The 22,825-nt window shown below is 65.3% G+C and carries 20 protein-coding genes; 9 read left to right on the top strand and 11 right to left on the bottom strand.

What is annotated here, in order from left to right:
• Positions 1–150: 150 nt before the first annotated feature.
• On the top strand, positions 151–624 hold the full coding sequence (locus N1031_RS00100) for a cell division protein FtsK (RefSeq protein WP_259477547.1): 474 nt from the start codon (positions 151–153) through the stop codon (positions 622–624).
• 24 nt (positions 625–648) lie between these two features.
• On the opposite strand, the gene N1031_RS00095 is transcribed toward N1031_RS00100, so the two are convergent.
• The 5 genes from N1031_RS00095 to N1031_RS00075 form a co-directional block, all read right to left on the bottom strand.
• Positions 649–2,421 carry an ABC1 kinase family protein gene (locus tag N1031_RS00095; protein ID WP_259478041.1) on the bottom strand — a complete coding sequence of 591 codons (1,773 nt, stop codon included), beginning with the start codon at positions 2,419–2,421 and terminating at the stop codon, positions 649–651.
• Between the two features lie 467 nt (positions 2,422–2,888).
• Complete coding sequence (locus N1031_RS00090) at positions 2,889–3,548, bottom strand: PadR family transcriptional regulator (protein ID WP_259477546.1); 660 nt, start codon at positions 3,546–3,548, stop codon at positions 2,889–2,891.
• Positions 3,549–3,652: 104 nt separating this feature from the next.
• Positions 3,653–4,528, bottom strand: a complete 876-nt coding sequence (locus tag N1031_RS00085) for a polysaccharide deacetylase family protein (RefSeq protein WP_259477545.1) — start codon at positions 4,526–4,528, stop codon at positions 3,653–3,655.
• 177 nt (positions 4,529–4,705) lie between these two features.
• Positions 4,706–5,224: a hypothetical protein gene (locus tag N1031_RS00080; RefSeq protein ID WP_259477544.1), complete on the bottom strand. Its 519-nt coding sequence runs from the start codon at positions 5,222–5,224 to the stop codon at positions 4,706–4,708.
• A gap of 10 nt (positions 5,225–5,234) precedes the next feature.
• Positions 5,235–5,801, bottom strand: coding sequence for a MarR family winged helix-turn-helix transcriptional regulator (locus N1031_RS00075; RefSeq protein WP_259477543.1), 567 nt, complete (start codon positions 5,799–5,801; stop codon positions 5,235–5,237).
• A 57-nt stretch (positions 5,802–5,858) separates the two neighbouring features.
• Between N1031_RS00075 and N1031_RS00070 the strand changes: the two genes are divergently transcribed.
• The 4 genes from N1031_RS00070 (at position 5,859) to N1031_RS00055 (ending at position 11,761) form a co-directional block, all read left to right on the top strand.
• Positions 5,859–6,944: an LLM class flavin-dependent oxidoreductase gene (locus tag N1031_RS00070; protein ID WP_259477542.1), complete on the top strand. Its 1,086-nt coding sequence runs from the start codon at positions 5,859–5,861 to the stop codon at positions 6,942–6,944.
• Complete coding sequence (locus N1031_RS00065) at positions 6,937–7,653, top strand: NADPH-dependent F420 reductase (protein WP_259477541.1); 717 nt, start codon at positions 6,937–6,939, stop codon at positions 7,651–7,653. The genes N1031_RS00070 and N1031_RS00065 overlap by 8 nt, the downstream gene beginning before the upstream one ends.
• A gap of 107 nt (positions 7,654–7,760) precedes the next feature.
• A complete protein-coding gene (locus tag N1031_RS00060; protein ID WP_259477540.1) occupies positions 7,761–11,444 on the top strand; it encodes a peptidoglycan DD-metalloendopeptidase family protein in 3,684 nt (1,227 codons plus the stop codon).
• Positions 11,445–11,509: 65 nt separating this feature from the next.
• Positions 11,510–11,761 (top strand): hypothetical protein, encoded by a 252-nt coding sequence (locus tag N1031_RS00055; protein ID WP_259477539.1) that lies wholly within the window; start codon positions 11,510–11,512, stop codon positions 11,759–11,761.
• 10 nt (positions 11,762–11,771) lie between these two features.
• Here N1031_RS00055 and N1031_RS00050 read toward each other — a convergent pair whose 3' ends face one another.
• Positions 11,772–12,086, bottom strand: a complete 315-nt coding sequence (locus N1031_RS00050) for a hypothetical protein (RefSeq protein WP_259477538.1) — start codon at positions 12,084–12,086, stop codon at positions 11,772–11,774.
• Between the two features lie 826 nt (positions 12,087–12,912).
• On the opposite strand from N1031_RS00050, the gene N1031_RS00045 reads away from it, so the two are divergent.
• Together N1031_RS00045 and N1031_RS00040 are read left to right on the top strand one after the other, a co-directional pair.
• Positions 12,913–14,556, top strand: coding sequence for a cell wall-binding repeat-containing protein (locus N1031_RS00045; protein ID WP_259477537.1), 1,644 nt, complete (start codon positions 12,913–12,915; stop codon positions 14,554–14,556).
• A gap of 155 nt (positions 14,557–14,711) precedes the next feature.
• Positions 14,712–15,617, top strand: a complete 906-nt coding sequence (locus tag N1031_RS00040) for an SRA domain-containing endonuclease (RefSeq protein ID WP_259477536.1) — start codon at positions 14,712–14,714, stop codon at positions 15,615–15,617.
• Here the strand turns inward: N1031_RS00040 and N1031_RS00035 are convergent.
• From N1031_RS00035 to N1031_RS00015, 5 genes are all read right to left on the bottom strand, one after another.
• Complete coding sequence (locus N1031_RS00035; protein ID WP_259477535.1) at positions 15,569–16,018, bottom strand: (deoxy)nucleoside triphosphate pyrophosphohydrolase; 450 nt, start codon at positions 16,016–16,018, stop codon at positions 15,569–15,571. The genes N1031_RS00040 and N1031_RS00035 overlap by 49 nt on opposite strands.
• A gap of 44 nt (positions 16,019–16,062) precedes the next feature.
• Entirely contained in the window at positions 16,063–16,440 is a 378-nt protein-coding gene (locus tag N1031_RS00030) for a hypothetical protein (RefSeq protein WP_259477534.1), read from the bottom strand.
• A gap of 224 nt (positions 16,441–16,664) precedes the next feature.
• Positions 16,665–18,356 (bottom strand): DNA/RNA helicase domain-containing protein, encoded by a 1,692-nt coding sequence (locus N1031_RS00025; protein ID WP_259477533.1) that lies wholly within the window; start codon positions 18,354–18,356, stop codon positions 16,665–16,667.
• A 169-nt stretch (positions 18,357–18,525) separates the two neighbouring features.
• Complete coding sequence (locus N1031_RS00020) at positions 18,526–19,332, bottom strand: hypothetical protein (RefSeq protein WP_259477532.1); 807 nt, start codon at positions 19,330–19,332, stop codon at positions 18,526–18,528.
• Positions 19,333–19,511: 179 nt separating this feature from the next.
• Positions 19,512–19,835, bottom strand: coding sequence for a nucleotide pyrophosphohydrolase (locus N1031_RS00015; RefSeq protein WP_259477531.1), 324 nt, complete (start codon positions 19,833–19,835; stop codon positions 19,512–19,514).
• 171 nt (positions 19,836–20,006) lie between these two features.
• Between N1031_RS00015 and N1031_RS00010 the strand changes: the two genes are divergently transcribed.
• Together N1031_RS00010 and N1031_RS00005 are read left to right on the top strand one after the other, a co-directional pair.
• The gene (locus N1031_RS00010; RefSeq protein ID WP_259477530.1) at positions 20,007–21,881 is read left to right on the top strand and encodes a hypothetical protein; all 1,875 of its coding nucleotides are present in this window, start codon (positions 20,007–20,009) and stop codon (positions 21,879–21,881) included.
• A 239-nt stretch (positions 21,882–22,120) separates the two neighbouring features.
• The coding region (locus tag N1031_RS00005) for a DUF222 domain-containing protein (protein WP_259477529.1) at positions 22,121–22,825 on the top strand (705 nt) is incomplete at its 3' end.

Here is a 22,825-nt window from a genome sequence, read left to right as displayed (position 1 = left end):
CTCTGCGGCTGACCAGTCGGAAACGGCGGCACCCCTGAACTCATCCCCCGATCCTCCCAGACCAGTCCACCCATCCGCCTGGAGCATCCGCTAGTTCAACGGATGTTGACAGGACTGCTCCCGTGTTCAAACCTTTAGGCAGGAGGTCTTGTGTCACAACACTCCACAGCACTGGAGCCCAGTACGACGATCTCGCTGCCAGGCCGGGCGATCATCTCGCGCATTCGGCGACTCGTCATCGTCACCGTGCTCGTGGGCGCCCTCTACGGCATGCTCGCGGTGGCCAGCGCGGGCAGATGCGTAGGAGGGGCGGCCGAGCAGCCCGCCGACGAGAATTCCGGCTGCATCGATCTCGTGCTGAAACCGAGTCCGCTCGTGTTCGTCGCGCTCGCGGCGATCGTCGTTCTCGCACTCACCCGCGTACTCAAGTCCGCACAGACCGAGGCACAGGCGATCCGCACGCTCGATCGTGCGTCGACCGCAGTGATCGTCGTCGCCGTGGGTTCTTTCGCGATCGCGCTGGGCTGGTTCGCCCTCATCCCGATCGGCGACTGGACGCCGGGCGCACCTTACGCGTTCCTGTATCCCTTCCCCTTCGGCGTGGTGGAACTGAGCTTCCGCTAGCGGTCGCGCGAAATCTGCGCGCGCCTACCGCCGCCGCCCCGAGAACAGTGCGTGCAGCAACGGCAGCACCGACACCACCATCAGCACCGTCCCGAACACCTCGTCGGTCAGCCGCACCAGTGCCCCCGCGATCAGCAGCGACCCGAACACCAGCGCCGACCCGAGCCGCCCGGCAGCCCGCTCGAGCCGCCCGATCCTGCGCTCGAGCCCGGGCACCGACACCGCCACGCGGCCCTCGTCGATGCTCGTGAGCAGAGCGTCCATCCGTGCCGGCATCCGCCACAGCAGCCCGAGGTTCGACAGCGCCTGCGAACCGAAGTCCTGCGCCACGTTGCCGCGCTCCTCGCGGATGAGTCGCTGCGCGTACGGCTCCACCGAGTCCCACAGGTTGAACGACGGATCGAGCGCACTGCACACTCCCGAGGTGAGCGACATCGCCCGGATGATGAGCAGAAAGTTCTCGGGCAGCTGGAACGGCAGCGACCGGATGACGTGCCCGAACTCCGCCCCGAAGTCGGCGAACTCGCGCTGATCGACCTCCCGCAGCTCGGCGAACCCCATCCCCCCGAAGCGCGCGAACAGCTGCGTGAGCGCCCGCTCGAGCTCGCGCGTGTCGGCGCTCGCGAGCAGCACCCCGAGGTCTTGCGCAGCGGCGACGAGCCCCTTGCCGTCACGCGACGCGGCCGCGATGAGCATCTTGCGCAACCCGCTGCGGGTGCCGGGTGGCACGGTGCCCATCATGCCGAAGTCGATGAAGGTGAGGGTGAACGGATGCGCGGGGTCGGCACCTGAGGCGTCCGCAGCGCCCGAGGCGTCGGTGGCGCCGCTGTCGGCCGCGGGCCGAGGCGTCACGAAGATGTTCCCCGGGTGCGGATCCGCATGGAAGAACCCGTGCGTGAACAGCTGATCGAACATCACCGCCGCGAACACGGGCGCCACCGACGCCGGATCGATGCCGGCCGCCGCGAGCGCCGCCGCATCCGTGATCTTGATCGCCGTGACGTCTTCGAGCGTCAGTACGCGCCGCGTCGTCCGCTCCCACACCACCGTCGGCACACCGACCCGCGCGTCGCCCGCGAACTCGGCGGCGAAACGCTCCGAGCTCGCAGCCTCGTGCAGGTAGTCGATCTCCTCGAGAGAAGTCGCGGCGAACTCCTCCACGAGCGCCGGCGCGTCGACCCGCGACGACACGAGCCGCACGTGACTGAGCCATCCGCCCACCCGCCGGAGCGCCGCGAGGTCGACCGTCACGATCTCGTCGATGCCGGGCCGCTGCACCTTCAGCACCACTGCATCCAGCCCCGTCTCGGCCGCGTCGGCGCTCGACAGCCGCGCCCGATGCGCTTGCCCGAGCGACGCCGCCGCCACCGGAACCTCGTCGACCCACGCGAACGCCCGCTCGAGCGGCACCCCCAGCTCGGCCTCGGCCAACTGCCGGATGAGCGGGAACGGCACCGCGGGAACCTCGTCCTGCAGCCCCTCGAGTTCTTTGGTGATCTCGGGCGGCAGCACATCCAGCCGCGACGACATGAACTGCCCGACCTTGATCATGAGCCCGCCGAGCTCCACCGCCAGCCCGTGGAACCGCCGCGCGAACCGCTGCATCCGCTTCGCCCGCGTGCGCTCGGCGACGCGAGCGAGCCCGATCCGCGGCAGCAGCAGCTCGTAGAACCAGGTCACCGCCAGGTTCCACCCCGCGAACCTCAGGATGCGCCGGTAACGCGCCCGCGTCCCCCCGGCCCCGGGTCCCTGAGGCGCGGCACCCGCACCGGCCGCCGCTGCTGACGCCGCTGCCACTGCTGCCGCCCCTACCGCATCGCGCTCTCCTGTCGCCTCAGGATGCGCGGCCGCCGAGCCCTTGCGAGCGTACCTGGGCGCCTCCCCCACATACTCCTCGGTCCCGCCCTCGGCGTATCCCGCCCACCCACGATCCTCGTAGCCGGCCCCCACCTCCGACCCCGCGTTGACGTGCCGGGACGCACTCACCGGAGCGCCTCCGTCGAGCACCTCCTCCAGCCGCTCGATCCGCTCTGTCGGAAACGCGTCGGGAACCACGATCCGCTCGGTCACCTGTCCATCCGGAAGCGAGATCCGCTCCGTCTGCTGTGCCTGAATGCTGTCGTCGGCCGCTGATCGCGCCCGCTTCGCGGAGCGCACCGGCGCCTGCAACGGGATGCGCCGGGTCGGTGTGTGACCGCCCGCATCCGCACCCTCCCGCGATCCACCTGCATCCGGCTCGCTCTGACCGTCCGCGCCCACCCGCGTCACTCCTGCGCGAGGATCGCGTAGAGTCGGCGCCGCGCATCCTCGAGCTCCTGCACGGCCTGCTTCACCTGCTCGGGAGTGCCCGTGCGCCCCACCTGCGCCGCAGCCTGCGCGAGCTCGAACCCCGCCTTGGGCAGGGCACGGAAGTCACGGCCCGCACCACCGCCGCCAGCGTCTCCGGCTTCGTCACCGGTCTCCGCGCTGTCGCCGCTCCCGTTCGCCTCGACCACCGCACGCCCCGCCTCGGTGATCGAGTACGTCTTCCGCCCATCCTCCTCCGTGGCGACGATCAACCCCTCGTCGACGAGCAGCTGCAGCGTCGGATACACCTCCCCCGCACTCGGCCGCCACCGCCAGTCGCTGCGCTCCTCGATCGCGCTGATGACCCCGTACCCGTGCAGCGACTCCTCGGCCAGCACCGCGAGCACCGCGGCCCGCACATCCCGCCGACCGAACCTCGAGCCGACCCTCTCCTCGATCCGCTCTCGCACCTGCTCCAGCGCCTGCCACACAGCATCCGCCCCCGCACCCCCGAGCGGCCCGCCGGCACCGAACACGCCGTCAGCCCCGAACACGCCGTCGGCCCCGGCCCAGGCTCCTGCCCCGGAACCGCCGCCGGACCCGCTCCCCGACCCGAACCCACCGTACGAACCACCCATGACGCCTCCTCCGACAACGCCGACACCGCCGACGCCCTCACCCTAAACACGCCCCCTGAACGCCGTCGGTGAACCTCATCGGCCTCCGTCGCGGCCGCACGGGCTCACTTCGCGAACACGTCGTCCAGTGTCACCGTCTGCAGCCCGCGTTCGGCGACGATCTCGCCGAGCCGCCCGAACACCTCCGTCACCGGCAAGAAGTTGAGGTGCCCGATCACGATGTGCTGCGGCAGGAACCACCGCTCCGCGAACCCCACGACCTGCTCGGGCGTGATGAGCCCCGAGTCCGACAGCGACCCGTACCAGAGCACCGGGCAGGTGTACCCGATACTCGCGGCGAGCGCGTCCACCCGGTCGTCGTGGTAGCCATAGGGCGGGCGGAAATAGGGGCGCGCATCCACCCCGTACGTCGCCTCGATGAAGTCGTGGTTGCGCTGCAGCTGGTCGATCACGCCCGAGTCGCTGAGGCTCGTGAGGTCGGCGTGGTCGAAAGTGTGGTTGCCGAGCTGAATCTGCCCCGACTGCACGAGCGGCCGCAGCAGCTCGGCATTGTCGGCCCAGCCGCCGTAGGCGCCGTTGAGGAAGTAGGTGAGCCGGGTTCCGGTCGCCGCGGCGAACTCGGTGTAGAGCCTGATCACCTCGCCGTTCGACCCGTCGTCGACCGTCCACGCGAGCAGATTGCCCTCGCCGGGCAGCTCGGTGATCGACCCGCCGGGCAACGGCACCTTCTCGAGCACGGGGCCGGCAGATGACGTGGGCGTCGGCGTGGTGCTGGGCTCCGGCGACGGGGCGGCGGTCGGGGAAAGAGTCGGGGTTGGCGTAGGCGCGGGGGTCGGCGTCACGGCCGCAACGGGTGTCGCGGTCACCGCGCCGACCGCAGGCCCGGATGCGCGCTGCACCGCGAACAGAGCCGCCCCGCCCCCGAGAATCCCGGCCCCGAGCATCCCGAGCGCCACCCGCCGACCGACGACCGCCGACATCGGGGGCGCCTTCGCATGCCTCGGGGTCACCGTCGTCCTCGTTCTCACCGTCGCGCGCGCCCACTCGTTCAGTGGGCGACACCTGACGATAGGAGACGAACCCCAGCACCCGCTACCACGTCTTCGGGGGCACCGCCGAGCGAGTGGGATGCGCTATCGCTCGCAGGCGTGTACGCGTCACGGCAGGAAGAGGCGCGGGCCGCTGCGGAGTTCGCTGGCGCTGAAGGCGTAGGCGGGGCGGGATTCGGCGCCCACGTGGATGCCGTACTCATCGAGCCCTTCGGGCACGCCCTCGACGACGAACGGGAACCCGCATCCGAAGACCCGATTCGACGTCATCACGTCGGAGCTCCACGTCCCCACCTCGATCTGCCCCGTCGCGAGAACTCCGGATGGCCCCATCACCTGCACCTCACCGCCGGCGACCACGTCTTCGAAGCCGGCGGGGGCGGTGCAGCTCGAGTCGCCTGTGTCCCACTGGCGCTGCTGACGCTCCGCCCATTTCTCTCCGGAAGGATCCGGATCCGCGATGATGACGAACCCGTACACGGATCGCGTCTTCACCTCCGCCGCAGGCGTCGAGGCGGCTGGCCCTTGCGGCGCCGCGCTCCCGAACGCCACGCATCCGCCGAGCAGGGCCGCCACCACGAGCGCACCGCCCGCCGTGCCACCCTGCAGCAACCTCCGCCGCATCATGCCCCCTCTTTCATTCCTCGAGGAGACTATCGAGGTGCCTCGTCAGCACAGTCGTGACACCCTCGACATCTGTCAAAGTCGGGTTCTGTCGAGCATCCGACCCCGGCGGCACCTCGGCTCTCTCTGCTGAAGCGGCTCCGCCTCGGCCGCCGTCCCCCGCGAACGCCTCCACGAACAGCTCCTGCACGGCCCGCAGGTGCGCCACCGACGCCACCCGAAACCGTGACGCCCCCTCCTCTGTCAACAGCACCTCCGCCCCGCGGCCATCGACTTCCGACGACGACCGACCTACCAGTCCCCGCCGCTCCATCCGCCCCAGGTGATGCGACAACCGGCTCCGCTCCCACCCGATCGCTTCCGCGAGCTCCGACGACCGCATCCGCTTCCCCGGCGCCTCCGACAGCGCGAGCAGCACCGAGTAGTCCCCCGACGACATCCCCGACTCCGCCTGCAACCGCGCCTCGAGCAGCGACCGGATGCGGTTCCCCGTCTCCACGAAATCGCGCCACACCCGCAGGTCGTGCGGTGTCGGCGACAGCCGCCCGCCCTTCCGCCCAGCATCGCGGGAATTCTCCATCATCCCTCCTAGTTGACATGTCAATAATACGATCCACACCACCCGAAGGAGCATCCCGTGCCCGCATCCGACCTCGAGTTCGGCCTCAACTCGTTCGGCGACGTCCCCACGCACCACGGCCGAACCCTCTCCGACGCCGAGACCGTTCGCCTGGTGGTCGACGAAGCCCGTCAGGCCGAGCGCGTGGGCCTCGACATCTTCAGCGTCGGCGAGCACTACCGCGAGGGCTACGTCGACTCCGCCACCCCGGTGCTTCTGGCCGGCATCGCCACCGCGACCGAGCGCATCCGCCTCGGCACCGCCGTGACCGTGCTCAGCACCAACGACCCGGTGCGCCTCTACAACGAGTTCTCCACCCTCGACGCTCTCTCGAACGGGCGCTCGCAGATGGTGCTCGGTCGCGCATCCCAGACGCAGTCTTTCCCGCTTTTCGGGTACAACCTCGAAGACTACGAGACCCTGTTCGAGGAGAAGCTCGACCTGTTCATGAAGCTGCAGCGCGAGGAGTCGGTCACCTGGCAGGGCACCGTGCGCACTCCGCTGGTCGACGAGACGCTGCACCCGCGGATGCGCCCGGGTGGCATCCCCACGTGGATCGGCGTGGGCGGCAGCCCGAACTCGGTCATCCGCGCGGCCCGTTACGGCCTGCCCTTGCTGCTTGCGATCATCGGCGGCGAGCCGGAGCGGTTCGCCGGCCACGTCGACCTCTACTACCGCGCGCTCGAACAGTTCGGTCACCCGCGCCTCCCCGTGGGTCAGCACGCTCTCGGACTCATCGCCGACACGGATGAGGAAGCCGCCGAGACCTGGTGGCGGTCGTGGCAGCCGCTCGTCACGATGATGGGCCGCGAGCGCGGCTTCTACCCGCCGACCCGCGAGCGCTACGAGCTCGAGCTCGCGACGGGCGCGCTGTTCGTAGGCTCGCCCGAGACGGTCGCGCAGAAGATCGTGCGGATGACGCGCGAACTGCACATCAGCCGCTTCGACCTCAAGTACGACATCGGCGGGCTGCCGGTGGAGGCACGGGCGCGCACGATCGAGCTGTTCGGCACGCGGGTGGCGCCGCGGGTGCAGGAGCTACTGGCGGAGGCTTCGGACTCGGATTCGGCTTCGGATTCGGATTCGGATTCGGCCCATGAGTGACGCGGATGCGCGCCGCGCGCCCCACGAAGACACGTCGCCGCGCCCCGTGGTCGGCATCCTCGGCGCGGGCAAGGTCGGCACGGTGCTGGCCCGCCTGCTGCTCGCGGCCGGCTACCGCGTGCTCATCGCCGGATCAGGCGCTCCGTCGAAGATCGCCCTCATCGTCGATGTGCTCGCCCCGGGCGCTGTCGCGACGACCGCGGATGAGGTGGCCCGCGCATCCTCTGTCGTCATCCTGGCGCTGCCGCTGGGCAAGTACCGCAGCATCCCGGCCGCCCTGCTCGACGGCAAGCTCGTGATCGACGCCATGAACTACTGGTGGGAGGTCGACGGCCACCGCGCCGACCTCGACGACCCACGCGTCTCGACGAGCGAGCTCGTGCAGGCGTTCCTGCCGGGGTCGCGGGTGGTGAAGGCGTTCAACCACATGGGGTATCACGACCTGGATCAGGGCCCGCGGCCATCGGGGGCGCACGATCGCAAGGCGATCGGCATCGCGGGCGACGACGTCGGCTCGCTGGCCACGGTCGCTGCGTTCGTGGACACAGTGGGTTTCGACCCGGTGCCGGTCGGCACCCTCCACGACAGCATCGTGCTGCAGCCCGGCAGCCCGCTCTTCGGGGCCAACCTCCCCGCGGCCGAGCTGCGGGATGCAGTCGCCGCCTTCCCGGCAACGGACCGAGGCCGCGCTGTCGCAGCTGCTCGATGACCGCGGCCGCGGCACCCGTTGTGGGGTGTATTTGCGCGGCGTGCCCGCTGCTAGCCTGGGCCTGCTTCGGGGGATCCTGACCGCAGCATCACAACGTCGTATTTTGCATGGTCGTGGGGGCTACCGTGGTTGGTTCAACGTATTCGTCCGGAGCTCACACATCCGCGCGCGCTGTCGCGATCACCGTCGTCATGGCACTCCTCGTCTTCCTCGGCGTGCAGAGCTTTCCGCAGTCCGCATCCGCTGCCGAGGGCAACATACGATCACCGTTCGAGTCGGGCGGCCCGGTCTACATCTATCAGGGCTACTCGTCAGGAACCCATACAGGAACCTCACAATTCGGGCTCGACCTCACGACCGGTGCAAGCAGCACGTCAACAGCCGGTCGCACAGTGGTAGCGCCGCAAGACGGCGTGGTGGCGTATTGGCAGGCGTCGTACGGGAACCTCTGCGTCAATGTGAGTGGAGGCAGAAGCTACACGCTCACCCACATCAACGCATCGGTCACTAGCGGATCGATCTCGGCGGGGCAGGCGATCGGCAGCGTCGGCTCAGCAGGCAGCTACAACAACAACGGCGTCGCTCATCTTCACTTCGAGTACTGGTCTGCGCCGGGCTGCTACAACCACGGATCCCCACTACCATTCGATTCGGCACACGGCCTCAGGATCTGCGGCGCTCCCGATCTTCCGCCATCGGGCCCGATAAGCAACGGTGTGTGGGGACGCACCTCCTTTACTGCCGACGGCTGCGGCCCCGTCGGCAGCGCCGCACCGTTCGGTGCCTTCGATGCCGTCGACTCGGCATCCGGCGGGGTTTTCGTACGCGGGTGGGCGATCGACCCCGACACCAACGATCCGATAGACGTGCACGTCTACGTGAACGGTGTGATGCGCGCCGCCGCGCGGGCTGACCAATCCCGGCCCGACGTCGACGCCGTCCATCACCGCGGCGAGTTCCACGGATACTCCGTCTACCTCGACTCCGGCGCCGGCGCCGGAAACATCACCGTGTACGCGATCAACGCCGGCGGGGGTGTCAATCCAGAGCTCGGCACCAAGCCCTCGCCTCCGTCGGCCAACCCCATCGGCAATCTCGACTCCGTGGCCGGTGTCGACGGTAAAGTGCGTCTCCGCGGGTGGACCCTCGATCAGGACACAACCGACCCGATCGCCATCCACATCTATCGCAATGACGCGTTGCTGACGCAGGCGATCGCAGACATCCCCCGAAGCGACGTCGATGCGGCATTCGGGCGCGGCCCGAATCACGGCTTCGATGTCGTGGTCGACCAGAGCGACAGCTCTGACGTCTATAAGGTGTACGCGATCAACTTCGGCACAGGAATCCATCCCCAGTTCGGCGTCTCCGCAGCACCGGTGAATCTCGTCTCAGCACCCACGATCAGCGGCACGCCGCGAATCGGATCGGTACTGAAGGTAAGCAAGGGATCGTGGGCCCGCGACACCCTCACGTACACCTACCAGTGGTTCCGTAACGGCACGCCGATCCCCGGAGCGATCGGCAGCAGCTACTCGGTCGTCACCGCAGATGCGAAAGCTCGCCTCTCGGCGGTGGTCACTGTGAATCGCGACGGCTACGCCTCCGCCACCGCGACCACTGCGCAGACGTCGGCTGTGACGGTGCTGTCGTTCACGACCGCGCCCACGCCCACCATCAGCGGCACCGGCACGGTGGGTTCAACAGTGAAGGCGAACGCGGGAACGTGGACGCCGTCGCCGACCACCATCACCTACCAGTGGAAGAGAAACGGCACGCCGATCTCGGGCGCGACCGCGGCGACCTACAAGCTGGTGACGGCGGATGCGGGCACCTCGATCACGGTAACGACCACCGCCAAGAAGTCCGGCTACACCACCGCCAGCAAGACGAGTGCGGCGAAAGCTGTCGCCACCATCGCGTTCGCTGTGGCGCCGGTGCCCACGATCAGTGGAACCCCGGCTGTGGGATCCACGCTCACCGCGGCGCCGGGCTCCTGGTCGCCCGCGGCGAAGATCACCTATCAATGGAAGCGCGCGGGCGCATCCATCCCTGGAGCCACCGCGGCCACGTACAAGCTCGTCGCGGCCGATGCAGGAAAGTCGATCACCGTCACGACGACCGCAACCGCGATCGGGCGCACCAGCACGTCGAAGACGAGCGCAACGAAGGCGATCCAATCCCTCTTCTCCCAGGCGCCCACTCCGACCATCAGCGGGTCGGCGACGGTCGGATCGACGCTCACCGTGAAGCGAGGAACCTGGTCGCCGGCGGCCGACACGTACTCATACAGATGGGCTCGGAACGGGACGGCGATCTCGGGGGCGACCTCGTCCACCTACAAGCTGGTCGAGGCAGACGCGGGCGCCAAGCTGACGGTCTCCGTGAAAGCGACCAAGTCGGGCTACACGAGTTCCACGAAGACGAGCGCCGCCACGACCATCGCCTCCATCGCATTCACGAAAGCGCCGCTCCCCACGATCAACGGATCGGTCGTGGTCGGCGAGACTGTGTCCGCACAACTAGGCACGTGGTCGCCGACACCCTCGACGCTGAAGTACCAATGGAAGCGGAACGGCGTATCCATCTCCGGCGCCGTCAACTCGCGCTACACGTTAGCTCCCGCGGACGCGGGCACGTCGCTCACGGTCGTGGTCACCGCCTCATCCGTCGGGCGCATCACCACGTCGAAGACCAGTGGGGTGACAGCAGTACCCGCCTTCTTCAAAGTGACTCCGACTCCGACGATCTCGGGCCAGGGAACGGTGGGCTCCACCCTCACAGCCGCTCCAGGAACGTGGTCACCGTCACCCTCCACGATCAGCTACCAGTGGAAGAGGAACGGCACGGCGATCCCGTCCGCCACCACCTCCAAGTACACCTTGGTCGAGCCGGACGCCGGAACCACCGTCACGGTCACGGTCACGGTCAAGCGGTCGGGGTATGCGACCACGTCTAAGACGAGCACGGCGAAGAAAGTGGCGACGCTCACCTTCACCACTGCGCCGACGCCGACTGTCAGCGGCAGCGCAATCGTCGGATCGACGCTCACCGCGAAGCCGGGCACGTGGTCTCCGACGCCCTCCAAGCTCACCTATCAGTGGGTGCGGGGTGCAGAGGTCATCGCTGGCGCGACTGCGTCGACCTACAAGCTGACCGAGGCGGATGCCGCTCAGAGCATCAGCGTGACAGTAACCGCTTCACGGGCAGGATACGCGAGCACCGCCCGAACGAGCGGTCCAAAGACGATCAGCCCGCAACAGTTCACCTCAGCACCGATTCCAATCGTCAACGGCGATGCATCGTTCGGATCGACACTCAGCGCCGATGCGGGTGTTTGGTCTCCCACTCCCGACACGCTCGCGTATCAGTGGTCGGCAGACGGTGCGCCGATCGGCGGCGCGACGTCTCCGTCGTACACCGTCACTCTCAGTGAGGTGGGCAAGCGCCTCACGGTGACCGTGAACGGATCGCGCGCTGGATTCATCGCCCAAGCACAGACGAGCGCTCCGACCGCCTCCGTTCCCGCTTTACCGACCGGGACCCCGGCCGTGCAGACGCAAAGGATGAGCGCCCCCAACCTCACGTCGACGCAGGCGGGCTGGTACGGGGCCGGGACCCCACTCACGCTCGTCTGCCACGTCTATGGCCAGTCGGTCAGGGGCTATTTCAGTCCCTACATCGGAAATGGCGGCTGGGACAGCCTCTGGTATCGCGTCAGCGACGGCTACTACGTCGCGGATGTCGACCTTGAGACCGGCACTCGCGACCCCGTCGGCCGCCCGTGCTGAGCTCTCAAGCCGGGTAAAAGACCTTCACAGCAATATGCTCCGACGCCGTCAATGAGCACACCTCCATGCGCACCAGCGCGATGAATCAGATCTTCGACCGCCTGCCAGTCGAGTACTCCACATCATCGGCCGCGCAGCTCGACGAAGATCGAGACCGGCGACATGCCTCGCCCGATCTATCCACGGAGCGGCTCCAGTTCGAGCGAAACCAGAACGAATTCAGAATCGAACCGGATGCCGCCGGCCTGCCTCAGATAGGTTCGACCGGCGGCCGTTTACCCGAAAGTCGCTCAGCTCCCAGGGAACGCTTGGTGTGATGACCACCGCTCACTCTCTCGTGAAGGTGATGTTGACGCCCTCTCCCGCACGCGTGGGATCGTCCCCCGCCAACCGCACAAGCCGCACGCCCTCGGCCGCGTTCCCCTCCTCCATGAGTTCCTCCACGAACAACTGGTAAGTACGCTCCCCCCGCTCTGCCTCCGCCCACCCGATGACCTCGAAGACATCCCGGGCGTCCCGGATGCGCCACTCCCACGAGTGCGCCCCCCACGCTGGGTCGGGCTGATGCCAGAAGTACACCCGGTACACCGGGTGATCCACATCCTGACGGACGTCTCGAGGATCAACAGGCTCTGCAATCACGACCTACTCCTAGGCGCTCGGTTCAAATCGAATCGTGCTGCGCACAACGGTAGTCCCGAGAACGTCGCCGTCATCTTCGCCCGTGAGCGAGTTTCCGCACGCTAAAGGCAACACGAAGCCGTTAGCCCACCCCGTCGCCGAACGTGGCGACCATCCCGCGGGCGGAACGGCCGTGACTCGAGCCTCGCCCCAGTACTGCCCCGGCCCGGCCGAACACGGCGCAGCTGCATTCGCCTTCAGGTAGCTCGCGTTGTTCCTCGAGCCGGGAGTGCCCGCCCACTCTCCGCCGCCCTGCTTGTGGAGGTACAGCCGAATGTAGATGCTTTCCATTCGTTGCTCGCATTCCACACGGCCCTCCACGTTCATGGTGCCGCCGACGTGGTGAGACGCGTGTGGATGATCGACGGAAATCACGCAGTTGAACGCCGAGAGACTTGCATTCGCAGCCGGCGGAGCCCAGTGGCTCGCAGCAACACCACCACTCAGTACCAATACAAACGCCGCAGTCATCGTCATCCGTCGCAGCAAGCTCGGCATGATCATTCCCTTCTTCCACCCGCTCTTAGGCGGGCATGCCGACAGCTTGCTCGCTGAGGAACGTGGGGAACCATGAGTAGTTGCTGCTCATCGCTCACTCGCGTGGCGACTGAAGGGCGCAGCGATGCAGATCCGGGTGAAGGACAAGGTGCCTGCGATGGACCACGCCGGTTCCGGCGTCGGAATGCCAGCCAACACCTCGCCAGTCAAGCGTCGAATACGCTGATCGCACAGACTCCAGGGGGCACAAGTGGCACGGATCCGATCGACGATCACCGCAACTATAGCGATGGCAGGCCTCGTTGCCGGTTCCATCGCGATCTCGACAGCATCCGCAGCAGCCGCCGAGACCGAGACGCATGCCATCTCGGGGCACGTATCCAACCTGAGTCCCGCGGGCCAGAACAGTTTCGGCGTCCAAGCCCAGATCACCGTGTACGACGAGCATGGCTACTACGCCCAGTTCGGCACTGCCGACTGGAAGGGTGACTACCGACTCGAAGGTCTCAAAGATGGGGACTATCGAATCCACTTCTCCGAATACCACTCGCCGTACTCAGTAGACGACGTCGGGCTAGCCCCGACGTGGTGGGGCGACACTCCGTTCCGTTCCGAGGCCAAGGTGCTCACGATAGACGGAGCCGACATGGTTGCGAACGTCGGGATGATTGCCGGAGCCTCGATCAAGGGCGTCGTAGAGACCACCGCCTACTTCAACAACAATGTGCAGCAGGTCGTCACGTTCATCCGAAATCCGGACGGAACCTGGGAAGAAGGAACTTGGGCAACGGTTACGGGCGGCAGCTACTTCATGATCGGCGTGCCGGACGCTCCTCAAGCCCTCCTGTTCTCCGACTACACGAATGACATCGGAGGCGGGCAGATGTACAGCCCGCAATACTGGCCGAATCAGCCCACACGATCGACAGCCACGCTCATCCAGCCGTCACCTGGTGACCAGCTGACCGGTTACAGCACCACTCTATTTCCGTGGGCCGCGCGAACCGTGCAGCGGATCTCCGGCGCCGACCGCTTCGAGGCTTCTGCCAACATCTCCGCAAGTCACTTCAAGGCGGGCGTGCCAGCAGTCTTCATTGCGGATGGCACCAACTATCCGGATGCGCTGAGTGCTGGACCCGTGGCCGCCCACTTGGGCGGTCCGGTACTGCTGGTCACACCGGGTAGTGTCCCTGCGACCATCGCGTCTGAGTTGGTCCGTTTGAAACCGCAGAAGATCTACGTAGTCGGGGGGCCAAACTCGGTCAGCAGCGAGACCTATTCCCGGCTCGCGCAGTTCGCGCCAGAGATCGAACGAATCGGTGGAGCCGATCGGTACGAGGTGTCTCGAAAGCTGGCACGTCTGGCCGCACCCACCATCACGCCGGACCCCACGACTGGCGAGTCCCGCATCAGAGTGTTCTTCGCCGATGGGCGCGGCTTCGCGGACGCGCTCTCAGCAGGTTCAGCCGCCGCCTCAAATGGTGGAGTCGTGGTCTTGGTCAACGGAGCGAACACCAGGCTGGATGCGCCGACTAGAGCACTCTTGCAACAGCTCGATTCGCAATCCGCGTGGGTGATCGGAGGACCAAACTCGATTTTGCCCGCGTTGGATGACGACATCCGGTCACTCGACATGGGTCTCAACCGCATCTCGGGCGCCACCCGGTACGACGTATCGGCCGAATTGGGCGACTATTTTGTAGACCGGGGAGAGGACCAGAACGTGTTTCTAGCGCTGGGCACGAATTTCCCCGATGCGTTGTCAGGCGCGGCTCTGGCCGGGGTGACCAGGACAGTTCTCTTCATCACGCCATCGGAGTGCGTGCCTGGCAGGATCTTGGCGCGAATGCAGACAAGCGGCACACCGAACGCCATCCTCTTGGGCGGCCCGAATAGCCTCGGGACAGGGGTGGAGCAAATGCGCCGCTGCTGATGGCCACGGCGTCCCGACAACTGTCCTCGACGCGCTGCACCATCCTCGCCGCCTGGGCAACCTAGATCCGCTCGGTGAATGCTCAGAAGGATGCGCCGGGAAGGGACTTGAGTAGTAACTACTCAGCGACCGCTAGCCTGTAGCAGGGGGCAGCGATGACGTGGACGATCCAGATCGGCGAGATGATGACACGCCGAGCAGTGCATGCGCTTTACGGTGGTCAACAGCAACAGGGGATCTCAACGCCGGCGCAATCAAGCAACATCTTGGTCTTCACTGACCCAGCCAAAGGCGTCAAGTACGGCTACGACCTACATGAGGGTGCTCGCGAAGACGGAATTTACGCCTATACCGGCGAGGGTCGGATCGGGCCACAGACGCTCACGCGAGGAAATCTTGCCCTCCTGGATTCGCCACGAGACGGGAAGACAATCCGCCTATTCCGCACCAAAGACACGCACGCAACCTATGTCGGCGCATTCACGCTCGACGACCCTCCATTCGAGTGGCGAGATATACCTGATGTGATGGGCGACATCCGGCAGGGGATTATTTTCAGTCTCGCTCCGCTCGACGCCGACCTGAAACTCGTGCCGCCCCTTGGCCGCGAGCGCATTCTCCAGATCCAGTCACACGATTGGAGCGCGCCGGGGTCGGACGACTATCTACTCAGCCCAATATCCCAACCAGGACGGATTGCGTCGCGGATCGAGTTCGAGCTTCAGTCCGACTTCGGATCGTGGCGAAGGGCAATGGGGCACGACCTGCAGCGGAAGAGAATTCCAGTTGGGACGAGCTTCGTCGAACCAGACCTCTTCGACAGCACCACGTCGGAGTTGTTTGAAGCTAAGAAGTCGGCAGCCCGCAAGTGCGTTCGCGCAGCCATTGGTCAGGTATTGGATTACACCCACAACGCGAACCGCCTCGGGCTGACGGCGCGCCCCGCGATCCTGCTCCCCGGCTCGCCGGATGAGGACCTACTCAGCCTCTGCGACGGTCTGGGTATCGCGGTCTACGCACGTGACGGATCTACGTTCTCAAAGCTGACTGCCGAATTCTGAGACCGCCACATTCGCCAGGCCGCGATCTTTCTCACCATGGGTAAGTCTGGCTTCGCCCAACTCACCGCGAAAACATCCTCGGGCGCAAACCAGGAGAGGGCATCATGGTCGCTGCTCGCGATCGGTTCGAGTGAGTATTCAGTGATCCCGTAGCAAGCCAGATCGATGGTGAGTTCTCCGACGGCGGTGGGCGTTCTATCGAGCAGATCACCAACGGTCACATCAATTCCAAGCTCCTCAGCGACCTCGCGCTGAAGTGCGAATCGCGGATCCTCGCCTGGCTCCACCTTGCCGCCGGGAAATTCCCATTGACCAGCGGCTACCCGGCCTGGCGCTCTCCGACAACCGAGGACGTTACCGTCACGAATGAACACCGCAGCGACGACTTGCAGTTTGGTCATGGTCTAAGAGTCCCCTAGTTGATACGCAAGCACCATTCGCACGATCATTCGGGATCGCCGACACAATTGGCGCGAATCCATAGTTCGTCGGCGCAATCCTCCGAGCACGCCTTCCACGGCAGGATCCGTTGCGACTTTGCGACTCGGATGCCACAATTCCGGCATCGCCGAAGCTTGGTAGTTCCGTACCGAGCACGAATAAAGTTCGCGCATCCATCGCTTGCGAGCCCCTGCTCAACCTCGTAGAGCACTTTGGGTAGATCCACCCGGTCGGTCTTAGGTTCGGGGTCGTTCACCCAATCTGCGAGCAAGCGAATCACCGCTTCTTCGGCGCAGAGGCCGTCCCAATTCGCGCGATCCTCGAAGGCGTCGGCGAGGTATTTCGGTACGACCACAGAACTAAATAGAGCTGAAGGTGTCATACCACCCATGATAGAAGGTGGATGTACACCCAGCAAGAGGCGTGGATCTGGCACGATGAGTCAATGCCCAACCAGCCCAAGACGCCACACAAGTCGTTTCGGATTCCACCAGACTTGTATGCGGCTGCTCAGGACAAGGCTGCGCGACAGGGTCGGACCTTGACCGACGTGGTCAAGGAACTGCTTCAGAGGTACGTCGACGACGCCGATTAGGTGCGGCGAGGTTAGGCCGCAGGCACACACCGACGCAGATGCTCGCGCAGCACTGGGTCGCAGACATAGATATAGGTGCCGCGGATGCCGCGCGTAAGCAGCACCGCATAGATGTTCTGGATGTACCAGAGAAGGTCGTCGTCGGAGTACTTGCGGCCGAGCGCCTTGTTCGCCTCCTTGCCCTTCTTGTCGAAGTAGGAGGCGCGGTCGACGATGATGCGGCCGGTGTCGATGTCGAAGCGAAGGTCAGGGCCGATGATGACGCCGGCGTAGTTGAGGTCGTAGCCCTGCACCGTGTGGATCGAACCCACCTCGTCGAGCGAACTCGGCGATGCGATCCAGTCAGTCTGGGTGCTGTTCCAGCGCATCCGGAACTCACCGATCTCGATGTCGTAGCCCGGCTTCTTAGCCTTCGTCGTCCACTCCCAGGCGTAGCCGGCGACGAGGCGGGAGAGGCCGACTTCGCGGTCTCGGCGCTCGATCTCGGTGCGCATCTCGGTGACGTCATCGAACATCCGAAAGTCGTACTCGCCGAAATCGGGGACGACGGATGCGGCTGGCCGCCCATCCGAGGTGGGTTCGGCACCCAGCATTCGGCGGATGTGACCGACGTAGTCGGCGCCGGCACGTACGCGCAGTTGGGAGAGGAGCGGATGGTGATGGGCGGCAGACTTCGTCTCGGCGACGAGCTGGTTGAGAAGTTCGGTCGGGAGGTCGTGCGGGCGAACGCTCTGGGCCGCGTCTAGAAGGAAGATCTGGTGGGTGCTCTTGGCTTTGATCCAGTCCAGCTGCGTCTTCGTGACGTCGTCGGTTCCGAAGAGCTTCGCGGTGATGTCGCGGAACTTGATGTTCTGCGCCGCCGACGGCTGGTTCGACCGCTGGTTGAGGCGGTGGGTCTCGTCGACGATGAGCAGGTCGAAGTCGAGCTCAGACTCCCCCACCTCGAATGCTGTCAGCACCATCGACGGGTTGAGGCCCGGGGTCTTACGGAAGACCTTCTGCACTGAGGTTCGGAGCGACTGTTGCGGGACGACGAAGCCGATGCGGAGGTCGCGGAGGAGCATCCGGTGCTCGTCGGTGAAGAACTCGGAGAAGAGGGAGTCGCCGTCGTCGTCGAGGGCGTCGAGGGGTGTGGATGCACGGATGTCGGCGAGTAGCTTGAGCAGGTAGATCGCGACGACGGTCTTTCCGGTGCCGGGGTCGCCCTGGATGACCGTGGTGCTGCGGTCGTTGCTGCGCAGATCGTCGAAGAGGCTCTTCACGACGCCCTCGACGGCGGAGGCCTGGTCGTCGGTGAGCGATTTGAAGGGGCTCAGCTTGAAGAGGTCGCTGTTGATGATCTCGGGGATGGTGCGAGTGAACACGCCGTCGAGCTTCAGGCGGTCGAAGATGGCGTCGAAGGTGTCTTGGTATAAGGCGCGGTTGTAGTAGTCGGCATCGACGATGCCGTCGTTGCGGTTGAGCACCTCGAAGGCGCCGTCGCCGCTGAGCATCTCGATGAGGAACGACTCGAGGTCGAGGCAGACGGACTTGTTGAAGGTCTCGTCGAGGATGACGCGGAGGTTGGTGAGGTGGCTGCGCTCGATGCTCGCGAGGTGCTGGCGCATGCGGGCGGCTACGTTGAGGGATTCGCCTACGTAGATCTTGCGGCGGGCTGATGCCTTCGAGCCGCGGCCCGTGTCGTCGTCGAGGATGTAGACCACAGACCAATTGGTGATGCGCTTGTCGCCGCTTCGGGCCTAGACGGAGACCTCCGCCCGGTCGAACGGGAGATGGACGATTTCAGAGCTGGTCACACTTCGTTGAGGCGTCGAACGACCGCTCTCGTCGCGGTCGGCGCTCAAAATACGTGCGCGGCATCATGGGGTCTTCTTACACCCAGTCGATGACGACTCGCGTTCCGCTGAGTCGTCGATAGCGCAGCAAAGATTGTGCAGTGGTCACAATAGTAACGAGGGCGGCTCCGAGGGCACCGGTGAAGATTCGATCGATTGTGTTGTGAATCCATACGTACACCTGGCTCATTGCAAGGCTCGTATTGATCAAGCCGACAACGAGCATGGCTAGCGAGATCGCGAGAAGAGCCGCGCTGATGATGAGTAACGCGATCGGGCCGGGCCGTCTCGCGGCGTAGAAGTAAAACCCCAACCGCCCGAGAACGTGAACCGTGCCTTTGGCTTCCTCCTCGCCACCTCGATTCGACTGAATCGACTTCCCGTCGACTTCGAGCACGTCCTGGCCTCTTGAAAGAAAGGCACGCTCGCTCAGACGGTCCTCAACGTTCAAGACCGAGAGCAGATTCACGGTTCCCTCGCGAAGCGCCGTAACCTCTTGCGATCGGACGCGAATGTCGACCGCGCCCCGATCGACAGTGACGAGACCCCAACATCCTGAATGAGGATCAGCCAGCGCGAGAATGTTATTCGCGATCAATCCATCGAGTTGAATGCCGTGCTTGATCTGAACGAGCAGGTCGAGGGTGTTCGCCGCGAGGAGTTCGACTCTCGGATCGCTGATGGCAGCTCCCCGAACCGCCTTCAAGCGGTCTTCTAGCTCGCCGTTCCGCAGTGGCACACGATCCGACTTTGCCAGCGTCAGAAGTTTGACGTAGTCACCCTCGTGGAGTCGATGCTCGGGGATCCAAGACGTACTTGACAAGCGTTCGTGCACCACAGCCATAGACTCTTCTGAGCTAACGCCCGCTTCCTTCGGAACGTCAGCCGCAGATTGCGGCTCGCGGAGACGCCTGCACTTCAATCGCGTATATGTACGCATCTGCCCCCCAGTAGATGTTCAGCCGACGATGCTGATCGTCACAGGTTAGTGCAAGTCGAGACCTTGGCTGCTCGTGGACGATCTCAGAGCTGGTCATACTTCGCGGAGGTGCCGCGGGACTTGTCGACGGGGTACTTCTCGCGGGTCCTGGCGAGCTTGGTGCGGATGAGGGTGTCGGGGTCTGTGCCGAGGCGGGCGGCGAGGAGGTAGGCGTAGGTGAGCACGTCGGCGAGCTCGTCTCGGATGTCGGAGTCGGCCGCATCCGGAGTCCACTGGAAGGGTTCGAGGAGTTCGGCGGCTTCGATGGAGATGCTCTTGGCGAGGTTCTCGGGGGTGTGGAACTGGGCCCAGTCGCGCTCGTCCACGAAGGCGGCGAGTTCCTCGTAGACGGAGGGGTCGGCGAGCATGTGGTCAGGGTAGCAGCGGTCTCCATCGCTCAGCTCTACCGGTCGGTACGGCACCATCGCAGGGTCATGATCATGCGCTCGTGTCGAGGAAGGCAACGACAGCATCTCGGCACTGCTAGATTCTGGAGGTCGCGTATGCACCGATGCACGCGACCGATGTGGGGGGTAGTTGTGAAGGGTTTCGTTCCGCTCAAGCGCGCTCTGGTGGTAGCGGCCGCCACGGTCGGTTTGCTCTCTGCACCGCTAGTCGGCGCCGGCACCGCAAATGCCGCAGCGGACGTGCTGCCTCCGACCTTCGTGAGCGGAAGCGTCGACAAGAAGACCTTCAACCTCGGCGATGGACCCGCGACATTCACGGTCACCGTCAAAGCGAGCGATCCTTCGGGCGTCGAAGCGCCGTTCGTCACTGCGGGAAGCGCAACCACAAGTCAGGGTGCCGGGTTCGGACAGATGAGCCTTGTCGCAGGCACTGCGAAGAACGGCACGTGGCAACACACCATCACCATCCCGGCCACGGCCGCCCCGGGCCTGTGGACCGTCACGCTGTACCCTCTCGCCGACTCGCTCGGCAACGGCACCACCGATTTCAAGACGATCGCTAGTGTCACCCTCAATGCCGCAGCTCCTGCCGACACCAGCCCGCCGACGTTCCTCGGCGCGAGCGTCGACAAGAACAGGTTCAACCTGAAGGACGGACCGGCAACCTTCACGGTCACCCTCAAGGCGAGCGATCCCTCGGGCGTCGAGGCACCGTTCATCACGGCGGGAAGTACCACGACAACTCAGGGCGCCGGGTTCGGACAGATGAGTCTCGTCTCCGGCACCACGAAGAACGGTACCTGGCAACGCACCATCACCATCCCCTCCACAGCCGCACCAGGGCTCTGGAACATCACGCTCTACCCCCTCGGTGACTCGCTCGGAAACGGCACCACAGAATTCCGAACCATTGCCAGCGTCACACTCACCACTCGGCCTGCCCTGCCGGCAGGATCCCCGACGATCACCGGGTCGCCTGTCGTCGGCGGCCAGCTGACCACTAAGGCCGGAATCTGGCCAGCAGGCACCACGTTCACCTACCAGTGGGTTGCCGATGGAGTGGATGTGGTCGACGCGACATCGAAGTCGTTCACTCCGACCGCGGCGACCGTGGGCAAGAAGATCTCCGTGCGCGTTACCGGGTCCCTCACCGGATACGACCCCACTTCAGTGACGACGGCGCCCACCGGCGCGGTCGGACTAGGCACGCTGACAGCAGGCACCCCGACCATCAAGGGATCAGCCGCCGTGGGTGCCTCCCTTAGAGCTACAGCCGGAACCTGGACCAGCAGCGCAGCCTTGACGTACCAGTGGACAGCCGGAGGCGTCGCCGTGCCCGGTGCAACGAAATCCACCTTCACGCCGACCGCGTCACTGCTCGGCAAGCAAGTCGACGTGCGCGTCACGGGCACGCTGGCCGGGTACACCAGTCGAACGACGAAGTCGGCGTCAACTGCCGCCATCGCCAAAGGAACCCTGATCGCGCCCACCCCAACGGTGGGCGGCACACCGAAGACCGGCGTCGCCTTGACCGCGAAGACCGGGTCGTGGACCGCTGGCACCAAGTTCACGTACGCATGGTTCGCTGATTCCAAGGCCATTGCAGGGGCATCGAGTTCCAGCTTCATCCCAACAGCCGCTCAGGTCGGGAAGAAGATCAGCGTGCGCGTGACGGGAACCCTTGCCGGGTACACGACTGTGACGAGAACGTCTGCTCAGACCACCATCGTGGCGAAGGGCACACAATCCGCGGCTGCTCCTACGATCGCGGGAACGCCAAAGGTCGGGACCGTGCTCACCGTCAAGACGGGAGGATGGAGGGCCGGCACGACGCTGCGCTACCAGTGGATTGCCAGCGGCAAGGCGATCACCGGGGCAACCAAATCGACCTTCACACCAACCAGAGCGCAGATCGGACACAAGATCAGCGTCACTGTGACAGGATCGCTCCCTGGCTACTCAGATCTGAGCAAGACCTCGGCACAGACGCCTATCGTCGTTCGCTAGAAACGCTTATCAGGCAGTCGTCGGGCACCTCGGGGGCACTCGACGCACCGAGCGAGTTGCTTAACTGTGAAATCAGGCCGATGAATTCGATACGCCTGCGCCGGCTCATGCAGACGATGAACGTGCCAAAGCGCGGGATGGTGGAGGCGCGATACGACCTCAAGATCATCACATTCCGAGACGCGAAGAAGGCGGCGTGAAAACGAGCTTTGATCAGCGTCTTCTGATAGAATCTCAGTATGACCGCAACTGCTCGACTCTGGGAGATCGCTGACGATCTTCGTGGTGTTGTGGGTGGGGTCGGGGCGGGGCTTGGGGGTGCGAGCGACGATGAGGTGCTTGAGTTGATGGCTGCTGTCGAGGTGGTTGGGCGGCTTGTGGGTGCGGCGCAGGTGCGGGTCGCCGGTGAGGTTGCGGTGCGGTCGCGCAGTGAGCTTGGTGATGAGGGGCTGAGTAGGTCGCAGAATTTCACGAGCCCGGTCAAGCTCGTCGCGGGCGTGACGGGTACGTCGGCGCAGGAGAGCAGGGCGCGGCTGGAGGTCGGGCGCAGGATGCGCGGTGCGGTGGTCCTGGGTGGTGGTGAGGGTCCGGCCCCGTTCCCGCTGGTTGCGCAGCGGCTCGATGAGGGAGTCCTCGCCGTCGAGACCGCGGCCGTCATCGTGAAGCGGTGCGGCGAACTCGCCGACCGCGGCTGCTGCCCCGATGTCGTGGCCTCCGCCGAGCAGACGCTCGTCGACGAGACCATCACGCATCGTCTGACGACCGATCAGACGGCCAGGCTCGCCCTCCACTTGCGGGAGATCATCGACCCCGATGGTGCCGAGCCACGGGATGAGCGGCTCCAGCAGCAGCGCTCCCTCACTATCGCGCAGACGAGGGACGGCATGATCCGTGGCCGGTTCGCTCTTACGCCTGAGCAGGGTGGGGTGTGGTTGGCGAGCATC

Source organism: Herbiconiux moechotypicola (genome assembly GCF_024979255.1).
GTDB lineage: Bacteria > Actinomycetota > Actinomycetes > Actinomycetales > Microbacteriaceae > Herbiconiux > Herbiconiux moechotypicola.
This window is presented reverse-complemented; position numbering and strand designations above follow the sequence as displayed.